The organism is Pseudomonas typographi (genome assembly GCF_014694385.1).
In the GTDB taxonomy this organism is placed as follows: Bacteria; Pseudomonadota; Gammaproteobacteria; order Pseudomonadales; family Pseudomonadaceae; genus Aquipseudomonas; species Aquipseudomonas typographi.
Window position 1 is genome coordinate 51,766 of sequence record NZ_JAAOCA010000023.1, and the last position, 14,666, is coordinate 66,431.

At 60.2% G+C, this 14,666-nt stretch carries 11 protein-coding genes; 6 read left to right on the forward strand and 5 right to left on the reverse strand.

Features of this window, described 5'->3' with window-relative positions:
* The first annotated feature begins 304 nt into the window (after nucleotides 1–304).
* The 5 genes from HAQ05_RS18090 (at nucleotide 305) to HAQ05_RS18110 (ending at nucleotide 7,246) form a co-directional block, all read left to right on the forward strand.
* Nucleotides 305–1,324 carry a FecCD family ABC transporter permease gene (locus tag HAQ05_RS18090; RefSeq protein ID WP_190423042.1) on the forward strand — a complete coding sequence of 340 codons (1,020 nt, stop codon included), beginning with the start codon at nucleotides 305–307 and terminating at the stop codon, nucleotides 1,322–1,324.
* Nucleotides 1,321–2,082 carry an ABC transporter ATP-binding protein gene (locus HAQ05_RS18095; protein WP_238935089.1) on the forward strand — a complete coding sequence of 254 codons (762 nt, stop codon included), beginning with the start codon at nucleotides 1,321–1,323 and terminating at the stop codon, nucleotides 2,080–2,082. Before HAQ05_RS18090 ends, HAQ05_RS18095 begins: the two co-directional genes overlap by 4 nt.
* 14 nt (nucleotides 2,083–2,096) lie before the next feature.
* Nucleotides 2,097–4,208 (forward strand): TonB-dependent receptor, encoded by a 2,112-nt coding sequence (locus tag HAQ05_RS18100; protein WP_190423046.1) that lies wholly within the window; start codon nucleotides 2,097–2,099, stop codon nucleotides 4,206–4,208.
* Nucleotides 4,208–5,290, forward strand: a complete 1,083-nt coding sequence (locus HAQ05_RS18105) for an ABC transporter substrate-binding protein (RefSeq protein WP_238935088.1) — start codon at nucleotides 4,208–4,210, stop codon at nucleotides 5,288–5,290. Before HAQ05_RS18100 ends, HAQ05_RS18105 begins: the two co-directional genes overlap by 1 nt.
* A gap of 654 nt (nucleotides 5,291–5,944) precedes the next feature.
* A complete protein-coding gene (locus HAQ05_RS18110; protein WP_190423048.1) occupies nucleotides 5,945–7,246 on the forward strand; it encodes a hypothetical protein in 1,302 nt (433 codons plus the stop codon).
* Here HAQ05_RS18110 and HAQ05_RS29510 read toward each other — a convergent pair.
* From HAQ05_RS29510 to HAQ05_RS18135, 5 genes are all read right to left on the reverse strand, one after another.
* Complete coding sequence (locus HAQ05_RS29510) at nucleotides 7,190–7,537, reverse strand: LysR substrate-binding domain-containing protein (RefSeq protein WP_190423050.1); 348 nt, start codon at nucleotides 7,535–7,537, stop codon at nucleotides 7,190–7,192. The genes HAQ05_RS18110 and HAQ05_RS29510 overlap by 57 nt on opposite strands.
* 104 nt (nucleotides 7,538–7,641) lie before the next feature.
* Entirely contained in the window at nucleotides 7,642–9,240 is a 1,599-nt protein-coding gene (locus tag HAQ05_RS18120; RefSeq protein ID WP_190423052.1) for a gamma-glutamyltransferase family protein, read from the reverse strand.
* Nucleotides 9,241–9,664: 424 nt separating this feature from the next.
* Nucleotides 9,665–11,182 (reverse strand): ABC transporter substrate-binding protein, encoded by a 1,518-nt coding sequence (locus HAQ05_RS18125; RefSeq protein ID WP_190423053.1) that lies wholly within the window; start codon nucleotides 11,180–11,182, stop codon nucleotides 9,665–9,667.
* A 350-nt stretch (nucleotides 11,183–11,532) separates the two neighbouring features.
* Nucleotides 11,533–12,318, reverse strand: a complete 786-nt coding sequence (locus HAQ05_RS18130) for a GntR family transcriptional regulator (RefSeq protein ID WP_190423055.1) — start codon at nucleotides 12,316–12,318, stop codon at nucleotides 11,533–11,535.
* 453 nt (nucleotides 12,319–12,771) lie between these two features.
* Nucleotides 12,772–13,233: a hypothetical protein gene (locus HAQ05_RS18135; protein WP_190423057.1), complete on the reverse strand. Its 462-nt coding sequence runs from the start codon at nucleotides 13,231–13,233 to the stop codon at nucleotides 12,772–12,774.
* A 384-nt stretch (nucleotides 13,234–13,617) separates the two neighbouring features.
* Between HAQ05_RS18135 and HAQ05_RS18140 the strand changes: the two genes are divergently transcribed.
* The gene (locus tag HAQ05_RS18140; protein WP_190423059.1) at nucleotides 13,618–14,655 is read left to right on the forward strand and encodes an alcohol dehydrogenase catalytic domain-containing protein; all 1,038 of its coding nucleotides are present in this window, start codon (nucleotides 13,618–13,620) and stop codon (nucleotides 14,653–14,655) included.
* The last annotated feature ends 11 nt before the right edge of the window (nucleotides 14,656–14,666 follow it).

The following is a 14,666-nucleotide window of genomic DNA, read 5'->3' on the forward strand; positions in this document are numbered from 1 at the left end:
GAAGAGGGGTTAAGGGTAACCGCTGCAGGGGCAGCTTTCAGCTGCTGCCTGCGCCAGTTGCTCACCGGCTCGCGTTGTACGATGTGCTCGACCACGTGGGCGATGCTGGCGTACAGGCCCAGGTCGCGCAGTTGTACCAGCGCTTTGCTATGTATCGGCCCCGCTGCGCTGTAAGGGCAGCCGAAGAACGCGCCGTTAACATCGGCGCCCACAAAGATGAAGATTTTCGCTGTGACACTTAGCCACGTAGAGGGCCGGGCTGGATCGCTGTATAGTTTCTTACATACCGAAGTTCGAGTGTCCGATGTCTGTGCGAACGCGCCCGTACCTCCCTTTGCTCAGTGTTTTGCTGCTGGTCGGTGCGGCGTTATCGGCCTTATTGTTTGGGCGCTACGCGATCTCAATCAATGAGCTGTGCCAGTTCATCCAGGCATCCAGCGGCGTCGGCGACATGCCCGCCGGGCGTTATCAACTGATCCACAGCCTTATCATCGATGCCCGCCTGCCGCGGGTTATCGCCGGGGTGTTGGTGGGTGCGGGGCTTTCAGTATCTGGCGCGGCGTACCAGGCGGTGTTCCGTAATCCATTGGTATCGCCGGGCTTGCTCGGGGTGCTCAGTGGTTGTGCGTTCGGTGCCGCGCTGGGCGTTATCTGGCATTTGCATCCGTTACCTACGGCGTTACTGGCCTGCGCCACCGGTTTGCTCGCGGTGGCGGTCGGCATGGGCATCGCTCACCTGTTCCAGGCGCCGTCGATTTTGCTGTTGGTGCTGGGGGGCATCGTCGCCAATGCGTTGTTCACTTCCTTGTTGTCGATCGCCCAGTATATGGCCGACCCGCTGGATCAACTGCCCAGCATCGTTTATTGGCTACTGGGCAGCCTTAGCGCAGTCGATCAACACGCGCTGTTGCTCACCGGGCCGGTGCTGGCATTCGCCATTGTTCTTTTGTGCTTAGGTGGCCGGGCTATCGACGCGCTCTCCCTCAGCGATGACGAAGCTCACAGCCTGGGTGTGCCGGTGCGCAAAATCCGCGTTGGGGTGATCATCCTGGCCACGTTGGTTTGCGCACTGACGGTGAGCCTGGCCGGGATGGTCGGCTGGGTTGGCCTACTGGTACCGCACGTGGCGCGGCTTCTCGTGGGCCCTGGCAACGCTCGGCTGCTGCCCGTGAGCGGCTGCCTGGGCGGGGCCTTTCTGCTCGCCGCCGACGGGGTTGCGCGCAGTGTGTCGGCCGGCGAAATCCCCTTGGGCATCATTACCGAACTGTTCGGTGCCGTTGCGTTCGTGCTGGTGCTGCACCGAGTCCGCAAGGGTTGGCTATGACGCTGTTGCAGGCAGACCAACTGAGCTATCGCTTGGGTGACCGGCTCATTCTCGACAACCTATCTTTTGGCATTTACAGCGGTGACAACATCGCCCTGCTGGGCGCCAATGGCGCGGGTAAAAGTACCCTGTTGCGAATTCTTCTGGGCCTGCTCAAACCGACAACAGGGCGGGTGCTGCTCGCCGGCCAGCCGCTGTACGGCCTCAGCCGCCGCGCCGTCGCCCGGCAGTTGGCTTACGTACCGCAAAGCCATGTACCGAGCTTCCCCTTCAGCGTTGCGCATATCGTTGCGCAAGGGCGCTTGCCCGCTACTGGGCTCGGCCGTGCCCCGGCCGAGGCGGATGAGCAATGTGCCCGCCAAGCGCTCACTGAGCTGGGCATCGATCACTTGCGTGCCCGGCCTTATACCGAGTTGTCCGGTGGTGAACGGCAGTTGGTGCTGATCGCCCGGGCAATGGTGCAGCGTGCCCGCGTGATCATTCTGGATGAGCCGATCACCGGCCTGGATTATGGCCACCAGCTGCGTTTGCTCGGTTTGCTGCAGCGGCTCGCCGAACAGGGCCTGAGCGTTTTGTCGAGCAGCCACCGCCCGGAACAAGCCTTGGCGTCGGCCAATCGCGTACTGGTGTTGCACCAGGGGCAGTTGATCGCTGATGGCCCACCGCGCGAGACCATCGACAGCGCCCTGATGCAGCGCCTTTATCGCGTCACCCTGAGGCAGATCGATGCCGCCGGCCACCGTTTTTTTGTCCCTTGATAAGCCCCTTCCCTATGAAACGTTCTCGCTCATCACGCCTTGCCTTTGCACCGCTGCTGCTCGGCAGCACCGTTCATCTAGCCCATGCCGAAGAAATCAACTTGGCGCCGATCGATGTCAATGCCGAAACTTCAATCGAGCAGCAAGCCCGGGAAAAGTCGGCAACCCTCGGGCCGATGGGGCAGCGGCGCCTTCAAGACACGCCTTATTCCATAAGCGTCATGTCGCGCGATTTGATCGACAGCCAGCAGCTCAAGAGCTTCAAGGACATCATCCGCTACCTGCCTTCGGTGCAGGCAGACGGTGCAAGGCCGCAAACCCGAGGGCTGCAGGGTAGCGTGGTACAGAACAGCCGGCTCGACGGGTTGAATGTCGTTTCGACCACCGATTACCCTGCAGAGCAGTTGGGCGGTGTTGAAGTCCTCAGCGGCTTATCGGGCTCTTTGTATGGCCCGGCGAACCCGGCCGGCACGTTCAACCTGCTGTCCAAGCGCCCGACCGACTTCACCCGCAACCGGGTCACCGTGGGTGTCGGCACGGGGTTGAGCTGGCTGAAAGCGGTGGACCTGAGCGGCCCGTTCGACCCTGAAGGCAAGATCAAGTACCGCCTGAACCTGGCGGACGAACAAGGGCACAGCTATGCCCCGGGCAGCACCTTGCGCCGGCAACTGGTCAGCCTGGCGACGGACTTTCAACTCAGCGACGACAGCGTCATCGAAACCAACCTCAGCCACTACAACTACCTGGCCAAGGGGCTGCCGGGCAAGTTCGCCGTGGCATCTGGCGTCACGCTGCCCCATGCACCGGACCCCACCCGCAGCAACCTGGGGCAGAACTATGCAGGCGACAACAACACCACCGACACGGCCAGCGCCCACTTCAAACACGACTTCGACGGAAACTGGAAACTCGACGCCGGTGTGTTGCGCCAGATTGCCGATCGCGAATCGACTGCCGTTACCAACACGCTGACCAACAACAGCGGTGCCTATCGCACCTCGGTATCCAGCGCCACCGCGAGCCGTTTCACCATCAACAGCTACTTGATCAACCTCAACGGCGGCGTATACACCGGGCCGATCCACCATGACCTCACCTTTGGCCTGACGGGTTTCGATTGGGACAACTACAACCCGGTGGCAGGCGGTACCCAAACGCTGGGCAGCGCAACGTTGAGTGACCCTGCCAACTTCACCGAGCCCGACTACCCGGATTTTACCGATCGCTACCACTCGGCCAATGCCAAGCAGCGCTCCATCATTGTTGGCGACACTTTGGCGTTCACGCCACAGTGGAGCGTGATGCTCAGCGGTAGCCAAAGCCGCCTGACCGCCGATAACTACACATTGGCGGGTGCCCATACCTCATCGGAGGACTCAGGCATCAGCACCGCCAGCAGCCTTTTGTATAAACCCGTCGACGACCTGACGTTGTACCTGACCTATGCCGACAGCCTGCAACAAGGCGACAGCGCAGCGGCCGGCAGCAGCAACGCCGGTAGCATCCTTGCACCGTATCGCAGCCGCATGTGGGAGCTGGGCGGCAAATGGGTGGTCAGCGGCGTGAACCTGTCTCTGGCGGCGTTCCAGATCAAGCGGCCCTTTGCTTACACCCAGGCCGACAATGTGTATGCGGTGGCGGGGCAGCAACGCAACCGGGGGCTGGAGTTTTTGGCCGACGGAAACTTGACCCAAAATCTAAAAATGTATGGCGGTATCACCTGGCTCGACCCCAAGCTGCTCTCCACCGGCAACGCGAGCACGGAAAACACGCGTATCGTTGGCTTGTCGCGGGTGACGGCCAGCCTGCTGACGGAATACAGCATCGACCAAGTGCCAGGCTTGGCGGTCAATCTCAATGCCCGTTATGTCGGCCCGCGCCCCACGGACGACAGCAATGACCACTGGGTTGGCAGCTACGAAACGTTCGACGTGGGTGCCAGCTACAGCACACGGCTGATGAAACGCGATACGGTGTATCGGCTCGAAATGACCAACGTTGGCAATCAGCATTACTGGACGAACATCGTCCCCGGCGGGTTGAACGGCTACACCGGCGCGGGCCAGGCCAGCGCCTCGCCGGGGGCGCCGCGCATGCTGCAGGCGTCTATTCAGGTAGATATCTAATGCGCGTGGGGCGTGTTCAGTGGTTCGGCAAGGCGCTGGCCGGCTGCCTGTTGTTCATGAGCCTCGCGGCAGCGGATGCAGGTGCCGCCGACACAGGCCCGCCGGTTGTGGCCGGCGGCTCGACCGGCACACGGCAAGTCATCGATGACAGCGGCAGGGCGGTCAGCGTACCCGCTGAACCCATGCGCCTGGCAGACGCCTGGTTCGCCCACCATGTGCTGCTCATGACCCTTGGTGCCGGGCCGCGTATCGTCGCCACGGTCAACCACCCGCGCAGCCTGCCGTGGATGTTCAAGGTGCTGCCGAGCCTGAATAACGCCACCGGTGTCGAAGGCACCACCTTCAATGCAGAGGCGCTGCTTGCAGCCGGTGTCGATCTGGTGTTCACCTCCACCGCAGATCGCCAGGCGCTGGCCTACCAACAGGTCGGGCTGGCAGTAATGCGCATGGGCTACACCGACCTTCCTGGCCTGCAGCGATCGATGCTCGCCACCGCCCAAGCCCTGGGTGGCACGCCACCTATGGTGCGTGCCCATGCATACAACCAATACCTCGATCAGCAACTGGCCTTCGTCGCCGGCAGGGTCGCAACTGTCCCTGCCGAGCAACGGCCAAGGGTGCTGCATATCGCGTCTGTGAACCCCTTGAAAGTCGACGGCAGCGGCACCTTGATCGATGACTGGATCAAGATTGCCGGGGGTCGCAATGCGGCGACCGGGCTCAAAGGCAACCTGCAGGTGGTGTCGGCAGAACAACTGCTGGTTTGGCAACCCGATGTGCTGATCCTGGCGGCGGGCGCGGGTGACTTGAAGCAGGCAGCACAAGCGCAGCTGCTGAGCCAGTTGACGGCTGTACAACGTGGCTGGGTGTTGCGCAACCCGGCCGGCGTATTCCCCTGGGATCGCTACGGTACCGAAGTAGCACTGCAGATTGAATGGGCCGCTCAACAACTGCATCCGGCTCTGTTCCGGGATGTCGATATGGTCCAGCAAACCATGGGCTTCTATCAGCGGTTCTTTGATTACGCGCTGAGTGAGGCCGACGCTCAGAGGATACTTCAAGCGCTGCCGCCAGCACCCTAAAAGCAGCAACCCGTGGGGCGGCATGAGGGCTGGGGTGAACCGCCGTGGCGCTATTAGCCAAACGCCGGTTGGCTCATTTCCACTGCGGCTCAGACTCCTTGAAGGGCTTCCCAGGGTTGGCTTACGGTGCAGCGTACGCACCGCGGTAAACCGTCTCAGGGCAACAAGGGGCAGTAGGGCTCATCTCACGACTCAGGGGGTTCCTTCGGAACACTCAGCCTTCGTGGCACGGCGAGCGCCCATTCCAGGCCCTCCTATGGAACCACATCAGTCATCAGACCACATACTCACTGTCCGCCCGATGATGGGCGGCGGCTTTCATGTGCATCACCCCCGTTGCCAATGATCCGTTCATTTCGCTACAAGGTGCGCCCCCGGCCGCGCAGGTCGTTTGCTGGAATGGCGCTCTCCGACAATGAGGCCGGCCGATCCGAGCCAGGCTGTTAGTAGTGCTGTTTCCCTGCCAAACCCTGACCCTAGCTCGATAAGGAGGCATCACACATGGTTGATTCAATCAGAGCTCACTCTCCTCACTTGGCACCGTCCCTGGCTACAGATGAAGCTAGCCGTACGCACGGCGCTCGGCGATCTCGGGAAACGACACAACTCACGGGGATTACGGACCCGCAAGAGCGCGCCAATGTCCGTAGTTACATGGAGGGCCTCTTTGAGCCTTACCAGAAAAGCGACAGGCCTGGGGCTGCACACAACGGGCAAATCAAGGCGCTCGCCCGCAGCCGGGCCGACAAGCTACTGAGCCTGGGCGAGGATGAAGCGGCCATTCGCAAGACGATGGACAACGCCCACCGGCTGGATCGCTACGCCACGACCGGTACCGCGCTGGTGGGCGGCGTGCCGTTTTCCGGCATGGTGGCTCTGCAATTCGCCAAGCCAGGGGTTATTAGCGGGGCCACCCAATACCTGTTCGGCGAAATAGAAAACGCCGTGGCTAAAGCCGCGGCGGAGGGTGGTGTCGGCGGTATGGAGGCTCACTACCCGGATGAGTTCTTTCAACGATTATTCAAGGAGGCGAAGCAGGATTCGTTCTTCCTCAAGCCACCTGCCGAGAAATTGCATGGTGCCCTGACCGATTCACTGACCCAAAAACAGCCCGGCAAGTTGCAGGAAGCGATGGAGGACGCCCTCCAGATTCAGACGTATCTCGCACGCGCGTTTGCTACCAACTTAACGGCTGCCGTATTGACCGCCACCAACAAGGCGGCGCACGTCGAGACCTTCAACAAGTTTGCGGTGCCGCTCGGTAACTACCTGTCCGGCCTTGGCACGGCGCACCTCAAGCACAAGGCCCAGAATGGCCGCCATGAGCGGGGCGAAGCGCTACTGTTCGGGTTGAGGGACGCCGAGCCCAAGGCCAACTTCGATGAGGAAGAGGATTGGCTAAACGTTTACATGGCAGCGAAAAACGGCAGCCTATTGTCCGCCATGGGGCATGGCGGTGAACGCATGGGCAACATGTTGCTCGGCGCTTTGGGCAATAGCCTTGATGCATTGGGTAAGGCCTTGACCAGCGCCAATAGCCTGGGCGGCGGGTATGTGGGGCTTGGCTTGACCTTCGCAGCCCGTGCAGCAGCGCAGCAGGCTGCTACGGCTTTAGTGTCCGGCGCATGGCAGAAGGCGGCCGTAGGTGGGGCTGTCAATTTCGTCGGAACGGGAGCGGCCTTCGGAATGTGGGCGTTCATCGCATCGTTGTCGAGCAAGCTGTCGGACGAAGGCAAGGCGTGGGTGAACGCTGACAACCATGCGGCACCCAAAGCGGCCCTTGGCATCCGGGCAGCTCAGCAACTGCAGACCGAAACCGATGGTGGGAATCTTCGCCAGCGCACCCACCGGCTAAGGAACCTGCGTGGTGATCTCGAGGCTCAAGTCGGTGATAACGCCCTAGCATTGAGCACCCTGGGGAGGGCCTCCAGTGCAGATACCTCTGGGCGAGCCTGAGTGGCCTGCCCATATCCACCCTGAATGGCTAGCCGGGGCCCGTTCAAGTGCATTGATGTGGATAACCCGGCCGAGCAGCTCCCTGAGCGCCGGGTTTTGGTTATGCCGGCGCCAGGCAATGTACCTGGCGGTTTCCACAGGCGCCGCGTCGATTGGCTTGAACAGGATGCCCGGTGGCTGAGGGCTGCGCAAAGACGAGGGTACGATGCCAACCCCCAGGCCGGCGCGCATCAGCCTCAGCAACGCATTGCTCTGGTACGCGCGCTGCACGTACCGTGGGGTGGGCGCCATGGCGGGTGAGCAGGCCGGCAATCAAATCATGCAAGTGTCGGCCTCCAGATCTTCGGCGTGGGGCCGGCTCAACCAGTCCAGATTGCGCGGTGTTCCATGGCGGTTTAAAACACCAGCGCCTGCCCGTCCTTGCGCGATTCGCTGGCGGCCACGTAATGCCCCTGTGGATGGCGCTGTATAATCTGGCACCCGCCAAACAGATGGTTAAGTTGGACGTCCTCAATCTCAACCTGATGCCCTAGCGCGCGAAGCGCAGTCAGCAAGTTACGGTCCAGCGTATGTTCGACCATGACCCGCCGCCCGCCAATAATCCGCCAGCGTGGCGCATCAATGGCAGCCTGGGGGTTTTGCTTATACTGCATCACCCTGAGGGCTATCTGGAGGTGGCCTTGCGCCTGCATTGGCCCGCCCGTTAGACCAAAAGACATCAGCGGCTGGCCGCTGCCGTCAAGGGCAAACGCCGGGATGATGGTATGCAATGGGCGCTTGTTCGGTGCCACGCAGTTGGGGTGTCCGGTTTTAAGCACAAAGCCCGCACCCCGGTTTTGCAAGCTGATCCCAGTACTCGGAACCACAAGCCCCGACCCGAAGCCTTTATAGTTCGACTGGATATAGGACACCATCATGCCGTTACTGTCGGCACTGGTGACATACACCGTTCCGCCTTCACGGGGCGCACCGTAACTGAAATCGCCGGCCTTGTGGGGGTCGATCAACGCCGCCCGCTGCCGCAGATACTCATCCGTTAACAGCGAGTCGGCGGGTAACAGCATACTGTCGATATCGGCGATATGATTGTCCAGATCCGCCAGCGCCAGTTTCATGGCCTCAATGGATAAATGCAGCACCTCAATGGAATCGGGCGCATACCGGCCGATATCCAACTGTTCCAGAATACCCAGCGCCATCAGCATGGCGATCCCCTGCCCGTTGGGTGGCAATTCATGCACCGTGCCGCCGGCGAAAGTGCGAGACAGTGGCTGGACCCAGTCGGTACGATGATTATTCAGATCGTCAAGGGTCATGGCCCCGCCGCATTGCTTGATAAAAGCGATGGTTTTTTCGGCCAGCTCGCCGCGATAGAAGGCCTCACCATTACTTTCGGCGATTAGCGACAGCGAGCGCGCCTGATCAGGATTTTTAAAGCATTCGCCGGCGCGGGGAGCACGGCCATCGGGGGCGAAGCAGGTGCTGAAACCCGGTTGGTCTTTGAGCAATGCCAGATTTTTGTGCCATAGCAGACTCACCAGCGGCGAAACAGGAAAGCCCTGCTGCGCATAATCAATTGCTGGCTGAGCCAATGTGGTCAGCGGCAGGGAGCCAAAGCGATGCGCCAGTTCCACCCAGGCGGACACCGCGCCGGGTACGGTTATCGAATCGTAGCCCCGCATCGGCATCTCGCTTCGGCCGGCGAAATACGCTTCGTTCCACGCCGCCGGCGCGCGGCCCGACGCATTAAGGGCATGCAGTTGTTTGCCGTCCCATACCATGGCGAACGCATCGCTGCCCATGCCGCAGCCGGTCGGTTCCACAACTGTGAGCGCCATGGCGGTGGCGAGCGCCGCGTCCACCGCATTTCCGCCCTGCATCAACATTCTCATCCCGGCCTGCGCGGCCAACGGCTGCGAGGTCGCTACGGCATTGCGCCCCATCATAACTGGCCGGTAAGAGGGATAGGCAATATTGAAATCAATATCCTTCATCGTATTATCCTGTTTTATCCAGATCGGGGATCGAGTGCGTCGCGTAGTCCCTCACCCAATAAGTAAAGCCGTGTAACGCGTGGACCCTAGCCACCCTGGGAGGGCGATAGACATCGACGGTGCTGCTCTGGTGTTTCAGCAGTTGGCTGCACAATTTTGATGAGGCCTTTTGCCGCGGTGTTGCGTTGCCGCACTTCGCCATAGCCCTGCTATGGCGACAACAGTCATACGTCAACGCTTATGTAAACTTCTGAAACATCACGCTGGACTCTGTACGAAATATCTAGCCAGGATTGGATCGCCTGGTATGTCTGCAGGCCGAAAACAGTTACGGTGGGAAGCAATAGTGTTGGTATTGCCGGTACCCGTCGTTTGCGAATGATCGCCACTATCTGTTTAGCCAATTGCTTGTCATTCGGTTAGATCATTGACTAAAGGTCACATCAGCCAGACGCAATAATGCGTCGGGATACGGTGAGAACCCTTTCACCTTTTTATTGATGGCGAACATCCGCGGTTCGAAATAGAGATAGGCTATAGGCATATCGGCCTGCAACTGCTGAACCACATTGGTGTAGAGCGCTTTGCGCTGGCTGGTATCATTGCTTTGGCGGGCCGCCAACAGCCATTTGTCCACCTGCTCGTTGCTGTAACGGCCATCATTGAGCGCGCCGCGCGTCGCTACGAACGAATAGACGTCACCATCGGGATCCGGGCGGCCAGACCATGACGATAGCGCCAGTTCGAAGTCTCCGGACGATAACCGGCTAAGCAGCATGGCGTGCTCCGTCATTTGCAGGCTGACATCAAAACCGGCCTCGGCTTCCATGGATTGAATCACCTGGGCGACCTGTTGAGCCACCGGGTCGTTTGGCACCATCAGCGTGACGTGCAATGGCGAGGTAATCCCGGCATCGGCCAGCAAAGCACGCGCTTTGGCAGCATCCCTCGGAGGGATAGGCCGCTCGACATGATAAGGGCTGGCATCGGTAAAGGGCTGGTTGGCCGGCGTATATAGCCCCCCGAATACCACCTGGTTGATGGCATCGCGGTCGAGGCCCCATGAAAACGCCTGCCTGACTCGCGTATCGGTAGCCAACGGGCTGGTCGCTGTGGTTTGTCCATGGCCAATATTGAAAACCACGCTCATATAGCCCAGCGGCGTGGGCTTAGCCAGCATTAAGTTGTTATCCGACGTTACCGTCTTTACGTCGCTGGCCGCTATCCAGTCGACCAGATCCAGATCGCCGGCCCGCAAATTGGCCAAGCGAACAGACGCATCGGGCACCGGCAGGAAGATTACTTTGTCAAAATGATAAGGTTTAGGGTTCCAGTACTGATTGAAGCGGGTCAGTACGATGCGATCCTGCTGTACCCGGCTGTCGAACTGATAAGGCCCCGAACATACCGGATGGGCGGCGACGTTCCCTTTGGCCGTGGCTTCGGGGGCCAGCATGGCGCCGGCGCGATCGGTTAATTGTGATAACAACGCCGCATCAGGGGTTTTAAGGTTAAAAACAATGGTGTAGGGGTCAGCCACCTCTACCGTACTGATGGATGAAATTTCGCTCTTTCGTGTGGAGCCCGGTAAGGTAAGTTCGCGCTCGATATTGTATTTGACAGCGGCGGCATCGAATTTTTCGCCATCATGGAAAACCACGCCCTGGCGCAAATGCATCGTCAGTACTTGATTATCCGCGCTCCAGGACCAATCGGTTGCCAGTCCGGGAACAATATTCAGATGGGCATCGATATCCACCAGGCGGTCGCATAGCGCATTGAAGATAAACCGGCCGGTGTAGGAGCGTGACGTCACTGGGTCGAGCTGGTCCGGATCGCTACTTATACCCACCCGCAGCACCGTTTCCGCCTCGGTGAAACCACTGGCAGCCAGCATTATCAAACTGCTGAAACCGAGAAAAAGCCGGGAACTTATTTTCATCGATATTTACCTTTTGGCATGACAGCTGTTTATGGAAAACTGACGTTCAAAAAGCGCATGGCGTTTTAGAAACGCCTCGGATAAGGGGACGCGACGATAACCGCGTCATGTTGCAACACCCGCCAACGATGGCGGATACCGACCGTGAAAAGCCCCGGGCAAATCTATTGTTTTCGACAATTCGCCGACCCTTGTGCTGGCGCACGTTGAATCCCACTCGGAGCCGTCCGGCTCTAAGCACGCTGCGCCCCGGGCGTGGCTTGAGCGCGGACCGGTGGTGTCCATTAGCTGGCTCACTGGTCTTATCCCCTTTCAGGGCGGGTGACTGTGGTTGTGAAGCACGCTCGCGTTCAGGCCTGGTTGTTCACCCTTATCGCGCGCATCGCGCTGAGTCCGCGTTGCCAAACGGCTAGAATGTGCGCCTCGATCTCCTCCTCGGCGGCCGCTTCGTCAGGTATCGACAGCGCATCGATCAATCGCTGATGGGTGAACGCGTTCTCCGCCCGCTTGCTGCGCCGCTCCATTTCGCTATAAATGGCCCGGGAGTAGGCGAATGACAGCCGATGCATGTGCAGCATGCAGCGACCCAGTACCGGCTCCAGCACCGGCAGTCTGGCGCAGCGGAACAGCGAGAGATGAAAGGCGTGATCGCACTCCATCGAGGCGTAAAAATGACCTTGCGCACTGTTTTCATGCATCTCATGGATCAATCCGCCCAGCGTCGTGAGCAACTTGTCATCGTAGCGCGCTCGAGCACAACGAAAGCCGAGTCGCTCCAAGCGCAGCCTAATCGCCAGCAGTTCCTCTGCCTCACTCAGGCCGATTCCAGCAATCTGAGTACCTCGATAACCATCGCGAAATACCAGCCCCTCTTCGGCGAGCCGCATCAACGCCTCGCGGACGGTGCCCTGACTCGTAGAGAACTCAAGCGCCAATGCGGTTTCGAGCAGCACATCGCCCGCCAGCCGTTTCCCCAGCACGATCTCTTCGCGCAAGAGATGAAATATATGGTCGACTTTGCGCGTGATGCGCTTGGCCCCGGTTTTCGAGCTTGGCAGAACAGACATCGATACCTCGATACGAACGCAGATCAAATGTTGACTATCAATATCGATATTGATAATTGGCTTTTGCAAATCCTGCGCCAGCTATCGACGATGCCGTGTGGCGACGGCGGTAGGTCGAAAGGCCTGCAGCGTGCATCGCGGTGTGCGGAAAAGGCCTTGCACAGGGCCGCTTGGCGAGCTTTTACGTCCGACGCTCGTTCTAAAGCCCGCAACTTGCCATACTCATAGCCGCTTTCGGGCTGTCCGTAGGTGTGACAAAGCGAAGATGGGTTACCCGGAGTCGCCGAACCGCTCCTTATGGGCCTATGGGGTTAATGGCGGCCGCCATCGGTATCGCGGTTGCCATATCGCTACCAAATATCGCCTCGGTCATTGTCTCGAAGCGCTATGGGCATGGCGGTAGCTCGGCCGCTGGCAGATTGTCAGAGCGTCGCTGAAAACCCTTGCCAACCTATGCTGGCGGGTTATCGTCTAACGAGAGTGGTTTGATGCCTATGCTCACCCAGTGCCCCGTTTTGGGCGCTAGATGATCCGTTCGCAGCCGCTGTCGACAGGCGTGTCAGGCTGCTCAGGGGGTGGCTCGCGACCATCGGTGGCGTGCGGCGCGTCGACCACCAGGCCGGGTGAAACCCGCCGGATGCGTCGATCGGCGTGGTAGGCACCGTCATCGTTGTGCCGCAAGTACAGGCGTGCGCAGGCCACGCACGCCCACACGCCACATTGGTTATAGGGGTAGTAGTGCGGCGCGATAGGGGCCTCTGGGGCCCAATAAGACGTCCCGTTGGGGTGGTATTCCTCGATGGTTGCGTCTTCAGGCGCGAACCTGGCCAGCGTGCCCACGTCGACGAAGTGCTCTTCTCGGTAGGCCACCGGCCAACTGCTCCAACCGCTCAGGTCACGGGCTAAGCAGTGGCAGGCCGGGGCTTGGGCCAGCGCGGCTTCCGAGCAGGCGGCCAGCAGCTTCGCGTCAAACACACGAGTCATATCCTTGAACCCTCCGTCGCCTTCGCAATCACTTGCACAGTGGCGGCAGTTTACGCCCGTTGCAAACCCGCAATCCACCGTCGCGCCAAAGGCCGGCGTGGCCCTGCTTGCCGGGCCGGGTAGGGCGGTTAACAAAAGGCGCCCCTAGACGTTTGACTCATTCAAAAGCACCTACCCGTGGGTGTGTCGCCGGGCATGCATAGGTGAGCCCGCGAGCGGGTTTTGCGAGGTTTCCCCGACGAAAGGGCGCAATTGGCCTACAGTGAACAGGTTGGCGGATGAGCGCGGTGATTTTTCGGGTGGCTACATAGCGACCTCGGCGCGGGTATCTGGCCCGGCACCTTCGATCCATACGGATGTTCAATCGGATAAAGGAGCACCCTCGTGAAAGCGCTCGTCTACCTCGGCCCAGGTGAGAAATCCTGGACCGACAAGCCCACCCCGGCCATCGACAAGCCCACCGACGCCGTGGTTCGGCTGTTGCACACCACCATCTGCGGCACAGACCTGCACATTCTCGAGGGTGATGTACCGGAAGTCACCCCAGGGCGGGTGCTCGGCCATGAGGGTGTGGGTGTGGTAGAAACGGTGGGCGCGGCGGTTCGCAATTTCAAGCCGGGCGACCATGTGCTGATTTCGTGCGTAACCTCCTGCGGCAGTTGCACCAACTGCCGGCGCCAGATGTACTCGCATTGCGCCGATGGCGGGTGGATTCTGGGCCATACCATCGATGGCACCCAAGCCGAATACGTACGTATCCCCCATGCCGACAACAGCCTGTATCCGATCCCCGCGGGGGCCGATGAGCAAGCGCTGGTGATGTTGAGCGATATTCTCCCGACCGGCTTCGAAATCGGCGTGCTGGCGGGCAAGGTCAAGCCCGGCGACAGTGTGGCGATCGTCGGCGCCGGCCCGGTAGGCATGGCCGCACTGCTCACGGCGCAGTTTTATTCCCCGGCCATGCTGATCGTGGTCGACGCTGACCGCAATCGCCTGGAGGTCGCCCAAGGCTTTGGTGCCACTCACCTGATCGACATCAATAGCGAGAACGCGGTGCAGCGTATCTTCGAGCTAACCGATGGGGTAGGCGTCGACGTGGCGATCGAGGCCGTTGGCATCCCGGCATCGTTCGACACCTGCCAGGCGGTGATTGCCCCGGGCGGCAACATCGCCAATGTGGGCGTGCATGGCAAAAGCGTCGAGCTGCACCTGGAAAAACTATGGATCCAGAACATCAACCTCTCCACCGGCTTGGTCAATACCAATACCACGCCCATGCTGCTCAAGACCGTACAAGCCGGCAAGATCGATGCAAGCCAGTTGATCACCCATCGCTTTGCCTTGGCGGACATCCTCGCGGCATACGAGGTGTTTGGCAACGCCGCCCGGGAAAAGGCCATCAAGGTTATCCTCACCCAATAGGCTCAGCCACC